Source organism: Gimesia chilikensis (assembly GCF_007744075.1).
Lineage (GTDB): Bacteria > Planctomycetota > Planctomycetia > Planctomycetales > Planctomycetaceae > Gimesia > Gimesia chilikensis_A.
In genome coordinates this window covers 4,309,888-4,323,391 of the sequence record NZ_CP036266.1, presented here as the reverse complement: position 1 = coordinate 4,323,391, position 13,504 = coordinate 4,309,888, and the positions used below count along the sequence as shown (strand labels likewise).

Here is a 13,504-nt window from a genome sequence, read left to right as displayed (position 1 = left end):
ACCGTTAAATGAGTACACCCCCTCTTCCGAAACTGATTATAGTAGTAGAGCCGGGGCGCTGTCCCATCTTGAGGCCGACAGCTGAGAACGCGATTTTGTTTTCAGCCTTTGCAGTTCAGACCTGATTGAAAGTCACATCATGAAACACGTCAACCAGATGTTCCTGGCCTTGATTCTGGGACTTTTAGTGCTCAACGGAAATTCTGCACTCCAGGCTGATCCTGCCAAACAGGCTCCCAAATCCGATAAACCAGCGGATCCACCTGCGAAGAAAGCCGAGCCCGACGGGCCCCCATCGATTCCCGCACAGTTTATGTCAATCGAAAGTCCCGTGGGTGAGGTCACCTACGGACGCGTGACCAATGCCGCCCTGGCACTGCAGAACGAAGCCGCTCAAGCCGGAGAGACAGGCTATCTGGTGCTTAAAATCACACCCGGTTCGAGCCCCTTTCACCAGGTGCAGGGGCTGGCGAAATTTCTGGCCTCGTCTAAATTATCCAGCTTGAAAACAATTGCGTGGATCCCGGAAACGGTCATTGGTAACAACGTGGTTCTGGCGCTGGCCTGTGATGAAATCGTGATGCACCCCGATGCGGAACTGGGTGATATCGGATACGGTAAAGCACTGGATCGGGACGAACAGCAGTTTGTGCTCTCGATCGTGGAAAAACGGCACAATCCCAAACTGAGCCGGGCACTGGCTCTGGGCATGATGGATCCGCAGCAGGCCGTGCTGAAAGTGAAAATCCAGCAGGGCGAAGGCAAGAATAAGCAGGTCGAATCGCGGGTGGTCACTCCCGAAGAACTGAAGCGACTGCGGGACAATCAGGCTGTGATCACCGATGTGGAAACCATCAAAGAAGTCGGTTCGCTGGGCGTTTTTTCGGGCAGCAAAGCCCGGGCCGTCGATGTTCTGGTCCAGCAACTGGCCCATTCCCGGGGAGATCTTTCCGAATTCTACGGCATTCCACGGGAAAAGCTGCGCGACGATCCGACGGTGGGAGAAGCACCTAAAGTAATGTTGATCAAGGTCGACGGGATGATTTCACCCATTCTGGAAACATTCATCGAACGGCAGATCAATCGGGCCGTCAATTCCGGGGCCAATATGCTGGTGTTTGAAATCGATTCTGGCGGTGGATACCTGCTTTCCGGGATGAATCTGGCGAATCGGATTGCCGATCTCGAATCCAGTAAGGTTCGCACCGTTGCGTATATTCCCGAACGTGCCATGAGCAGTGCGGCGATTATTGCCCTGGGCTGTGACGAGATTTTTCTCAAACCCAACGGCCAGATTGGCGACGCGGGGGTCATGCATGAGAACAAAAATGGGCAGTTCGAATTCGTACCGGAAAAAATTCTGAGTCCGATCCGGGTGACGATTCGCGATCTCGCAGAAAAGAAAGGCCGGCCACCAGCGGTCTGTGAAGCGATGATGGATAAAGACCTGGAAGTCTTTGAAGTCACCAACAGCAAAACCGGTCAGCTCTGGTTCATGTCCGATACTGAAATTCATGAATCGAATGGGGAATGGATCAAAGGCCCGATGATTCCCGAGTCGAAGAAAGGCAACCTGCTGACCGTTAATGGCGTCCGGGCTCACGAACTCAAGCTCGCGGAACCTCCCGTGCGTGACATGGATGAACTCAAGCAGCGACTGGGAATTGCCGCTGGTGTCAACTTGAAAGCGGTTGGGCGTACCTGGGTCGATACCCTCGTTTTTTACCTTAACACGGGAGCGGTGACCTTTCTGCTATTCTTTATGGGTGCCCTGTTCATCTACCTCGAACTTTATACGCTGACCGGGATGTTCGGAATTATGTCAGCCGTCTGTTTCGGCTTGTTTTTCTGGAGCAAATTCCTGGGAGGGACGGCTGGATACCTCGAGATCGTCCTGTTCGTGATCGGCATGATCTGCATTCTGATGGAGATCTTCGTCATTCCCGGTTTCGGGATCTTCGGCGTTTCCGGAGGGCTGCTGATCGTCTCTTCGATTATTCTTGCCAGCCAGACCTTCGGGGATTTCAATACATTGCGCCCCGGTTCCGATTTCACCAACATGACCAACACGGTCGGCACCATGAGTGCGTCGTTGGTAACGGTTATTGTGCTGGCGTTGATTCTGAATCGATTTCTGCCCGAGTCGCGGCTGATGAGTTCGATTATTCTCGCACCCCCGGGCGACAATCAACGTCCTGGTGGTCACGAGATCCGGCTGGACCCCGAACTGCTCGGCAACTTTGACAGTGTCCAGCGCCACGGCTTGGAGTTAAAAGTGGGCATGCAGGGGGTCACCACATCCGTTTTACGACCCGCTGGACGGGTTGAAATTGAGGGAGTCTGGATCGATGTGATCAGCGAAGGCCCCTATATTCAGGTCGGTGTACCGGTAGAAATTTCCCAGATTCAAGGGAATGAAATTGTGGTGCGTGAAGTAAGTCCCGATGAGGAAACTGCTTAGGGTAATGCGGTTTCTTGCTGGTAAAGGTGGGCTTATGTGTATGCTTTTCCGGTTGTCAGGGTATGCTGACGGTTTAAATTGATTCAGAAACGTTTTTATAAACCGTGTAGTGTATCCATTGAATAATCTATTCAAATTGCTACATTAAGTACCTTAAATACCCTGAAAGCTAGCGTAATAGCTTTGTTTTCTCTCGCCATTACCCGTCTCAGAAAGTCCAGACAAGGATCGTAGTGGCTGTCTTTGCATGGGGAAGTCCCCGATCTTCTCTGTTTGTCAAGTTGTTTGTTGTAAAGGTTTAAGTGAAAGAATGTCAGTCACTCAGGAACGAAGAGCAGAATTGATTCAAGAGTATCAGTCGAAACAAGGGGATACCGGATCTGCTGAAGTGCAGATTGCTGTGCTTACCGAACGGATTGTAAATTTAACCGAGCACCTCCGGTCCAACGTTAAAGATCACGCGAGTCGTCGTGGCCTGCTGCAGATGGTCAGCCGCCGCCGTGGTCTGCTGGATTATTTGCACAAAAAGAATGCAGAAAGCTATAGGGAAATTCTCGATCGGCTGAATATCCGAAAGTAATTTCGGTTGTTCGCTGATCTTTGTCGGTTTGTCGGAAAAGAATTAGGAAATTATTGTGAAAGTAGTTGTTGAATGTGAGGTTGGCGGACAGAAACTTAGTCTTACAACTGGTCAGTTAGCGAAGCAGGCCGCAGGGTCTGTTCTTATTCAGTATGGTGAAACTGTCGTCTTTGTCGCAACGGCGACAGGCCCTGCAAGAGAGGGGACTGACTTTTTCCCTCTGACAGTTGATTATCGGGAACGGGCTGCTGCTGCAGGCAAGTTCCCCGGTGGATTTTTGAAACGGGAAGGACGTCCTACCACCAAGGAAATCCTGACGGCACGCTTGACCGACCGTCCGATTCGTCCCCTGTTTCCCAAAGAATTTAAAGATGAACTGCAGGTCATGTCTAACGTCATGTCCTGCGATGGATTTAACGATCCTGACGTGCTGTCAATCAACGCGGCCAGTGCGGCACTGTGCCTCTCTCCGGTTCCCTTCCAGGGACCAATCGCCGCCGTTCGCCTGGGACGCATCAATGGCGAACTGATTACCTTGCCGACTCGGGAACAGATCGCTGAAAGCGACCTGGACCTGATCGTTGCCGGCTCAAGCAAATCGGTTCTGATGATCGAAGGTTTCGGAAGCCAGATTCCTGAAGACGAAATGTCTGCAGCAATCATGCACGCTCATTCTGAGCTGAAGAAGATCATTGATCTGCAGCTGGAACTGCGTGAAAAGGCCGGTATTGAGCCCTTCCAGTACGAAGCACCTCCGGAAAATCCCTTCATCGCGAAACTGGATGATCCCATCTACCAGAAACTGGCCGCTGCCATGCAGAGCACGGTCAAAGCAGAACGTCGTGAAGGCACCAAAGTCATTCACAACGAACTGGTAGAAAAGTTCTTCCCCGAAGAAGCAAAAGAAACAGCAGACGGTGCAACTCGCGCTCAGTTCGAAGAAGCCTTCCATGATCTGGAACAACGGGCCGTTCGCGAACTGGCTATGAGCGGTCGTCGTCTGGACGGTCGTACTCCCGATCAGCTGCGGGATGTCGCCTGTGAGACATCGACACTCCCTCGCGTGCACGGTTCTGCCGTCTTCACACGTGGCGAAACTCAGTCGATGGCAACCGTTACCCTGGGCACATCACGTGACCAGCAGCGGGTCGACGGTCTGTTTGAAGAAGAACTGCAGCGGTTCATGCTGCACTACTACTTCCCTTCGTTCTCCGTGGGTGAATGTCGCCCGATTCGTGGACCAGGACGTCGTGAAATTGGTCACGGCTGTCTGGCAGAACGTTCCGTTGCACCGGTACTGCCCAGCGAAGAAGACTTCCCTTACACCATCCGCGTGATCTCCGATATTCTGGAATCCAACGGTAGTAGCTCGATGGCCTCTGTCTGCTCGGCGACTCTCTCGCTGATGGATGCTGGCGTCCCGCTGCGTCAGCCCGTTGCCGGGATCTCAATCGGTCTGGTGACTCAGGGAGACGACTTCAAAGTTCTGACTGACATCATTGGCGATGAAGACCACTTCTGCGATATGGACTTCAAAGTCGCCGGTACCCAGAAAGGGATTACCGGGATTCAGCTCGACCTGAAAAACGATGGTATTGGTGAAGACATTATCAAAGCAACTCTGGAAGCCGCCAAAAAGGCCCGTCTGGAACTGCTGCGAACCATGCTTACCGCCATTCGTCGTCCCCGGGCAGAAATCTCTGCCTACGCACCACGTCTGCACCAGACCAAGATCAATCCTGAAAAGATTGGTCTGCTCATCGGTCCGGGTGGTAAGACAATCCGTGCGATCCAGGAAGACACTGGTGCGACTATCGACATTCAGGACGACGGAACCGTTACCATCTCTGGTGGCAATGTAGAAATCGTTGAGAAAGCTCTGGCTCACATCGAAGCCCTGACCGAAGAAATTCGTGTCGGACGGATTTACGATGGTGTGGTCAGTTCGATCAAAGAATTCGGTGCATTCATTGAGATTGCTCCCGGTAAAGATGGACTCTGCCACATCAGCGAACTGTCGGATGGGTTCGTGAAATCGGTCAGTGACATCTGTAAAATGGGCGACCGTCTGCAGGTGAAGGTCATCGCCGTTGATGATCAGAACCGCGTTAAACTCTCCCGCAAAGCCGTTCTGGCTGAACAGGCTGGTGCGGAAGGAAATGGCGACGCTGTTGCAGCGGAAGAAGAGTAAGGGCCATCGATCACCTGAATTGACCGGGGGGCAAAGCAAACCACACACCAGCGAGTGTGTTGAACTGCTGAAACCCCCGTCATTCCAGGTCTGACAGACAATGGCTCAGTCACTCTTTTTGATCTGAGATAAATATAAAACGATGAAGGAGCTCGATTTGAGATGACTTCATCGTTTTATTTTTGAAACAGCAGTTTCTGATACAAGAGTGGAGCAGCAGACCATCGTGCTCCACTATTTTGTCCGTCCGGTTGGGAAGTAACCATGCAGAGACCATCCGCAGTCAACGAGAGCCCGCTGAGTGTTGCTGAACGGGAAAAGCTGGAAGCCCAGTATTCCGAAATCGCAACGCTGGCCGGTGGCCTGGCGCATGAAATCAAAAACCCGCTCTCCACGATGAGCATGAACCTCGAACTGCTCACTGAAGATCTGGAGACACTGGATGTCCCTTCCCGTCATCGCATGCTGAAAAAAGTTGAAAGCGTGCAGCGGGAATGCAAGCACCTGCAGGAGATCCTGGATGCCTTCCTGCAGTTCGCCCGGGTAGGGAAGCTGGCACTGACCACCGCCAACCTGAATTCCCTGGTGAGCGACTTCATCGACTTCTTCCGTCCTCAGGCCAATGAAGCCTGCATTGAAATCAGCCCGCACTTCGACGCGGACCTGCCTGCGGTCCAGATTGATCCAGCCTTGTTTCGGCAGGTGTTGATGAACCTGGCGTTGAACGTGGTTCAGGCAATGCCCGATGGCGGTCTGATCGAATTACAGACATCGCATCGGGATGGCACCGTCTATCTGGATATCATCGATAACGGTAAAGGCATCGATGAAAAAGTGAAGTCGCGGATGTTCGACGCCTTCTTTTCCACGAAAGCGGGAGGCAGTGGCCTGGGGCTGCCCACGGTCAAAAAGATCGTCGACGCCCATCACGGCACGATTGAATGTGACAGTGAACCCGGTCGCGGGACGCGGTTTACCATTTCCTTCCCCGTTTGCTGAAGAATGGTTCCCTGCACAATTTCATTACATTTTCGACTTGAATAAGATGTATTCTGTCCGTCCGGCTGTGTACTTTCCTGCAGGAAAACATGGCTACGGCGGTCAGCCCCTGATAACAATATTATAGGTTCGTAACTGATAGAAGGCAGAAAGTCTGCTCGATGAGCGCGAAAGACGCCCCGGAAACTGATCTTGAATCAATCGTGATTCGTGTCCTGATCATTGATGACGATGAAGCACATGCCCAGGCGGTGGCAGAAAGCCTGGAGCGGGTTGGCTGCGAGTGTAAAATCGCCACATCAGGGGAGCAGGGTGCCAAGCTGATCGAACGCGAAACGGCAGATATCGTGATCACCGATCTCCGCATGGATGGCGTCGATGGTCTCTCAATCCTCCGCACTGCCAAGGAAGAACTTCCCGATGCCGAAGTCATCGTGTTGACCGGGCACGGTTCGATCAACTCCGCTGTGACTGCGATGCAGCTCGGGGCCTACACCTATCTCACCAAGCCACTGGATATCAGCGAACTCCGCAACGCGGTCGAAAAGGCGTCCACACGTGTCCGTCTCATGCGACGCAATGCTGAATTGCATCGCCGCCTGGATGAAAAATTCGGCTTCGAAGGAGTGATCGGCAACACGCCCCAGATGCACAAGATTGTCGAAAAGCTGAAGAATGTCGCTTCCACGAACAGCACCGTGCTGATCGAAGGCGAGAGCGGTACCGGGAAAGAACTCGTTGCCCGAGCCATTCATCAGAACAGTGAGCGTAAGAGCAAGCCTTTCGTCCCTCTCAACATCTCGGCACTGCCGGACAGTATTCTGGAGAGTGAACTCTTCGGACACGAGCAGGGGGCATTTACCGGTGCCGTCGGAAAGCGGATTGGTAAGTTCGAGCATGCCAACGGGGGAACACTCTTTCTGGATGAAGTTGGCGAAATGCCCATGCAGACTCAGATCAAGCTGCTGCGTGTTCTCGAAGACCGTAAGATCGCCCGCCTGGGAACCAATGAAGAGATCAGTCTCAACGTTCGCCTGGTGGCTGCAACGAATGCGGATCTGCTCGAAATGGTGAAGACGGGCACTTTCCGACAGGATCTGTACTACCGGTTGTCAGTGGTAAAAATCGAGCTGCCCCCACTGCGGGAGCGGCGGGGGGACATACCGCTGCTGACCGATCATTTCCTGAAAGAACTTTCCGCCCAGTACGACAAGCCTTACGAGGGTGTTTCGCGGGCCGCCCGTCGCGCGCTGATGTCATACGACTGGCCTGGCAATATCCGTCAACTCCGCAATGCCGCTGAGCGAATGCTGGTGCTGGACACCGATGGCATTCTGGATCTGGACGACCTGCCTGAAGAGATCGTACCTGTCGCGGGACCGGATGGAGACAGCAGCTATACCTCGGATCGTTCCGGAGCCGATTTTCTCATTGGTCGCCCTTTCTCTGAGGTAGAACGCTACTACATTGAGCGGGCCCTCGATCTGGCGGACGGCAAGCGGGAAGAAGCAGCCAAGATGCTGGGCATCGGTGAGCGGACCCTCTATCGGAAGCTCAAAGAGTATCAGAAGCAGAAAGAGGAGCAGGGGGGCGTCTGACCCTCGCTGCCAGCCTCTCCAACAGCCCTGTTTCGCGCTCGAATTGACGCAGTGAACAGACCTTGTTCCTGTCTTCCTATTCAGTAGCCCCCCAATTCTTATTTGTCCGTCTTCCGAGTGCCTGCTTGGTTGATGTGGTTGTAAGTGTATTCATAGTAATATTATAGGAATTGTGTTGCTCCGTTCTCACCGCAGTAGATGAGCCCAGTTTCTGCCCAGCTTCGGCGGGAAAATGAATAATTTCCTGCGACATCTTGACAAATATTGACGATCCGTCAAAATAAGAACGCTATGAGTACACGAGAACGCAAACAACGTGAAATACAGGAACGCGAGGCCAAAATCCTCGAATGCGCCCGTCCCATGTTCATTGAGGGTGGCTATAACGGTCTGAATATGGACCGCCTGACCAGCATGCTCGAGTACTCCAAGGGGACGATCTACAATCACTTCTCCTGCAAAGAAGAGATCATTATCACCCTCGCGATCCAGACGCTGGAAAAGCGACTGGCGATGTTCGAAAAGGCGTCTCTCTTCCAGGGGACCTCGCGTGAGCGGATTGCCGCCATCGGAACCGCTGCTGAACTGTTTGTGAAACTCTACCCCGATCACTTCCGGGTCGAGCAGACGATTCGACTCGATTCCATCTGGGAAAAGACCTCAGAGGAACGGCGGAAGATTATGGCCAATTGTGAACATCGTTGCATGGGTGTTGTGGGAGGCATCGTTCGTGATGCCATCGCCCGGGATGATCTTGTTTTGGATGACCACGCAACTCCCGAAGAAATCGTCTTCGGGCTCTGGTCGCTCTCTTTCGGAGGCTACTCGATCATCGCTACCAGTAATTCGCTGGATGAAATCGGAATTTCTGCACCCTTCGAAATGCTGCGTCGTAATTTCAATCGTTTTCTGGATGGAATCGATTGGCAGCCGCTCAGTTCTACCGTCGACTACGATGCGGTCTTTGATCGTGTCAGCGAGGAGGTGTTTGGAAATGAACTCCAGCAGATCTCTGTCTGAAACGCTTTTTTTTGTTCCAAAGTTGACGAATCGTCAATTTGTCTCACACCTGTTCAGGCGACTGAGACTCCCGTTGATGCTCGCGCTGATGGTCTGTCTGACCGGCGGCTACTGGTTGTTTCATAAGCAGGCCTTCTCCACAGAAGTCACCGCGAAACAGCAGTCTCAGGAGCAGGGGATTCCCGTTGAAGTTTTAGAGCTGAAACCCGTCGATTCATTTGCGCGGAAACGCACCTATACCGGTAAAGTTGAAGCTGCACGCACCAGCGAACTCTCTCTGGAACGCAGCGGCAAGCTGATTGAGATCAATGTGGACGAAGGAGATCCGGTCAAAGCCGATATGATCCTGGCCCGACTCGATACCCGTCACCTGAAGATTGTCCGTCAGAAGCTCCAGGCAGAGCGGGATGCGGCTCAGGCCAGGCTGAATGAACTCCTGGCAGGTCCCCGTCCCCAGACCATTGCCGCCGCCGAGGCAGCTGTCAGGCAGCTGATAGCCAGGCTGAAAAATCTGCAGTCGGACCATGCCCGCAACGAACAACTATTGGAACGCAATGCAATCTCCAAGTCTGTGTATGAAGCTTCGCAATACGATGTCCAGCAGCAGCAGGCACAGCTCGATGCGGCGAAGAGTCAACTCTCGGAACTGAAGGAAGGGACGCGCAAGGAACAGCTCGCTGCTCAAAAAGCAGTCGTCGCCAACCTGGACGCTCAGCTGGCAGATAACCAGATTGATCTGGAAGACACGGTACTCAAGGCACCGTTCTCCGGACGCATCTCGAAACGCTATGCAGATGAAGGAACCGTGATTTCTCCCGAGACGCCACTGCTGCGACTGGTAGAAGATCAACAGCTTGAAGCCCACATCGGTGTGCCGGTCGAAATGACACCAGGTCTGAAGCGTGGTGCCCGTCAGCAGGTACAACTCAATGGCAAGACTTTCCAGTCAACTCTGAAAGCGGTCCTGCCCGAACTTGATCCGGTGACCCGCACCCGTGAAGTCGTACTGGCACTCGATAAACAGGCTGCCGAACAGTTGATTCCCGGGCAGGTGATTCGTCTTGCGATGGAAGAGCCTGTGGAAATGCGGGGCTTCTGGCTGCCACTCAGTGCCCTGGCACGGGGAGAACGCGGCCTCTGGTCGGCGTATGCTGTCGTACCGGGGAAAGTGGAAGGGGAATTGATTCTGGAGAAACGGCAGATCGAAGTTCTGCACACGGAAGGTGACCGGGTCCTCGTCCGGGGGACATTGAAATCAGGAGACCGGATGGTCGTAGATGGAATTCATAAACTGGCGAATAATCAACGGGTGGTGATCAAGTCCGATTCCTGATTCACGGAATCACTGATCCAGTTCAATAGCGCACGTTGTGCCGTAGCCTGTAACCTTTCAGGACAGAATGGGAAAATCAGAAATGCTGGAAGGCTTATTCTATCGTAACCGCCGCTTACTGATTCTGTTGATGGCCCTGATTGCCGTCGCCGGACTGTCGAGCTTCTATATACTGCCCCGTATGGAAGATCCCGTGCTCACCAAACGTTCGGCCTTGGTGCAGACCCGCTTCCCCGGTGCCGATGCCACACGCGTCGAATCGCTGGTCTCTGAGAAGATCGAGGAAGAACTCCGCGAGATCGACGAAATCAAAGAACTGCGGTCCATCTCCCGCTCGGGAATGTCCACGATTACCATCGAACTCCGCGATGATGTCTACGAGGTAGACGAAGTCTGGTCGCGGATTCGCGATAAAATCGATGATGCCCGCGTCGAGTTCCCCTCGGGAGCGAAAGAGCCCGACTTCGAAGAGATGGACGTCAAAGCTTATGCCCTGATCGTAGCGCTGGTCTGGGATAATCCAAACCCGGTTAATTACGCCGTACTCCGTCGGTCGGCGAAACAGCTGGAAGACCGCCTGCGGGCGGTTTCCGGTACCGAAGACATCGATACCTTTGGTGATCCCGATGAAGAGATCCTGGTTGAGATTCAACCGGACCGGGTGGCGACGCTTGGTTTGAGTGTTGAGCAAATTGCCCGGCAGGTGGAAGCCTCGGACGCCAAACTGACAGCAGGACTACTCAGGGGACAGAAAAGCGATCTGCTGATCGACGTCGATTCCGAACTCGATTCCCTGGCGCGAATCGCCCGGACCCCGGTGCAGTTCGGCTCGGAAGGACATTCGGTTCAACTGGGAGATATCGCCACGATCCACAAAGGGGTGGCGCAGCCCTTGAGCAGCCTGGTGGTCGCTGATGGGAAACCCGCGGTGACCCTGGGAATGTTCGTTCGGGACAGCATGCGCATCGATCACTGGAGCCAGGATGCAAAAAACGTCATTCGCGAGTTTGAACAGTCACTTGCCGACGATGTGCAGGTACAGATGCTGTTCGACCAGAACCGCTACGTTGAAGCCCGTTTGAGTGGACTGATCTGGAACCTGCTGTTTGGCGGACTGGCTGTGATCGTGGTGATCGTCTTCATGATGGGCTGGCGGAATGCCCTGGTGATTGGCACCGCATTGCCCCTGTCAGCCTTCATGGTTCTCGCAGGGCTGCGGATGCTTGACATTCCCATTCACCAGATGTCAGTGACCGGGCTGATTATCGCGCTGGGACTTTTGATCGACAACGCGATTGTAGTGGTCGATGAAGTCCGTACCAAGCTGCATGCTCGCATGGCTCCCGAGGATGCCGTGATTTCGACGGTCCGGCATCTGGCGGTTCCCCTGCTGGGTTCCACCCTGACCACCGCTCTGGCATTTGCGCCAATCGCACTCATGCCCGGACCGGCGGGGGAATTTGTGGGCTCAATCGCGATCAGCGTGATTCTGGCGATCTGCAGTTCGTTTTTCCTCGCGATGACAGTCATTCCCGCGATCGCGGCCCTGTTTGCTGATCCTGAAGAAGATCCGGAGACCGGTCACTGGTGGCAGGTGGGGTTCAGCCATGCAGGTCTGCGGAACGCCTATTCCAAATCACTCGATTTTCTGTTTTCTAAACCGTTACTTGGCGTGGGGCTGGGCTGCATCCTGCCGATCAGTGGTTTCATCGTGGCTGGTTCATTGCCCGAACAGTTCTTTCCCCCCGCCGACCGAGATCAGATCAACATTGAGCTGGAACTCAGCGCTCATGCTTCACTGGCGGAAACACGGGAGACCATCGCGGCCATTCGTGAGGTCGTGCTCGAACATCCCCAGGTCAGAGGGATTGAATGGTTTCTGGGCGAGAGTGCTCCTCAGTTCTATTACAACATCATCGCCAAGCGGGAGAACAGTTCCAATTTCGCCCAGGCACTGGTGCAACTCAACTCAGCGCACGGCGGACAGGAGCTGATTCACGAACTGCAGCAGGAGTTAGATCGAAAAGTACCGCATTCGCGGGTCCTTGTCCGTCAACTGGAGCAGGGGCCACCTTTCGATGCGCCGATTGAAGTCCGGCTGTTCGGACCCGATTTACATCAACTCAGCCAGAGTGGCGATGAACTTCGCACTATACTCAGTCAGACACCTGATGTGCTGCACCACAAAGCGGAGTTAGCCGACCCGCTTCCGAAACTCACACTCAAGATCGATGAAGAGCAGGCACGGCTCGCGGGGCTGGATCATGCTGAGGTTTCCCGGCAACTCAATGCGGCCCTCGAAGGGGCTTTGGGGGGCAGCATCCTGGAAGAGACCGAAGAGCTGCCCGTGCGAATTCGCGTACCTCACGACCGCCGGGGATCGCTTGATAATATTGCATCACTGCAGCTGATCTCCAGTAAGAAGACCCCTGACGGCCAGGCACAGTATGTTCCTTTGACTGCGATTGCCGACGTCAGGATGTCGTCCGAGATCGCAGCGATCTCCCATTTCAACGGGGAACGCATGAACGAGGTGCAAGCTTATATTAAAGCCGGTGTCCTACCCGCAAAGGTGCTGGCTGATTTTCAGAAACGACTGCAGCAGGCCGGCTATGAACTCCCGCCCGGCTATCGCCTGGAATGGGGCGGGGAGGCTTCCAAGCGGGATGATGCTGTCGGAAACCTGATGGCTAACGTCGGCGTGTTGATGGTGTTGATGGTTGCCACACTGGTGCTCTCGTTTTCCTCATTTCGGGTCGCAGGACTGGTGGGCGCCGTGGGGATCCTTTCGATCGGTCTGGGACTGGGTATGCTCTGGCTGTTTGGCTTCCCCTTCGGCTTTATGGCGATCGTCGGCTCGATGGGGCTGGCGGGGGTGGCGATTAACGATGCCATCGTGGTGCTGGCGGAGCTCCGTGCGAATCCACGGGCCAGCAAAGGGGATCGGGTTGTCGTCCGTGATGTCGTTCTGCGTTCAACACGGCACGTCGTCGCGACTTCCCTGACGACGGTCGCTGGATTCATTCCCCTGGTGCTGGCGGGAGGCGGCTTCTGGCCTCCCCTGGCGATTACGATCGCAGGGGGCGTCGGTGGGGCGACCTTACTGGCACTCTATTTTATCCCCTCGGCTTACATACTGGTGATGTGTCGCAACTGCCCCTTGCGGGCAGGTGTAGAGGATCCGGTTCCCGAAGGAGAGGGCTCCACACTCTTCTCGAAGCTCAAAGACCGCTTACCCGCTTTGCGATAATTCGTTGAGAGTTTTCGTGCATCCCGGTGTGTGATTGATTACGATCAAGGCTGGTAAAGCCTTTCTTCAATC

General features: G+C 54.1%; 8 protein-coding genes. All 8 read left to right on the top strand.

All coding sequences use genetic code 11. From position 1 onward, the window contains the following. Positions 1-139 precede the first annotated feature (139 nt). The 8 genes from HG66A1_RS16250 to HG66A1_RS16215 all read left to right on the top strand — a co-directional run bounded on the left by HG66A1_RS16250 (position 140) and on the right by HG66A1_RS16215 (position 13,432). Complete coding sequence (locus HG66A1_RS16250; protein WP_145186045.1) at positions 140-2,461, top strand: NfeD family protein; 2,322 nt, start codon at positions 140-142, stop codon at positions 2,459-2,461. Positions 2,462-2,771: 310 nt separating this feature from the next. Then, the gene (gene rpsO, locus HG66A1_RS16245) at positions 2,772-3,041 is read left to right on the top strand and encodes a 30S ribosomal protein S15 (RefSeq protein WP_145041487.1); all 270 of its coding nucleotides are present in this window, start codon (positions 2,772-2,774) and stop codon (positions 3,039-3,041) included. Positions 3,042-3,096: 55 nt separating this feature from the next. After that, positions 3,097-5,232, top strand: a complete 2,136-nt coding sequence (gene pnp, locus HG66A1_RS16240; RefSeq protein ID WP_145186042.1) for a polyribonucleotide nucleotidyltransferase — start codon at positions 3,097-3,099, stop codon at positions 5,230-5,232. Positions 5,233-5,496: 264 nt separating this feature from the next. Then, a complete protein-coding gene (locus tag HG66A1_RS16235; RefSeq protein WP_145186039.1) occupies positions 5,497-6,231 on the top strand; it encodes a sensor histidine kinase in 735 nt (244 codons plus the stop codon). A 161-nt stretch (positions 6,232-6,392) separates the two neighbouring features. After that, positions 6,393-7,829 (top strand): sigma-54-dependent transcriptional regulator, encoded by a 1,437-nt coding sequence (locus tag HG66A1_RS16230; RefSeq protein WP_145186037.1) that lies wholly within the window; start codon positions 6,393-6,395, stop codon positions 7,827-7,829. Positions 7,830-8,120: 291 nt separating this feature from the next. Beyond that, positions 8,121-8,849 (top strand): TetR/AcrR family transcriptional regulator, encoded by a 729-nt coding sequence (locus HG66A1_RS16225; RefSeq protein ID WP_145186035.1) that lies wholly within the window; start codon positions 8,121-8,123, stop codon positions 8,847-8,849. 76 nt (positions 8,850-8,925) lie between these two features. Next, entirely contained in the window at positions 8,926-10,182 is a 1,257-nt protein-coding gene (locus HG66A1_RS16220) for an efflux RND transporter periplasmic adaptor subunit (RefSeq protein ID WP_197996619.1), read from the top strand. Between the two features lie 67 nt (positions 10,183-10,249). Continuing rightward, positions 10,250-13,432, top strand: coding sequence for an efflux RND transporter permease subunit (locus tag HG66A1_RS16215; RefSeq protein ID WP_232106589.1), 3,183 nt, complete (start codon positions 10,250-10,252; stop codon positions 13,430-13,432). Positions 13,433-13,504: the final 72 nt, after the last annotated feature.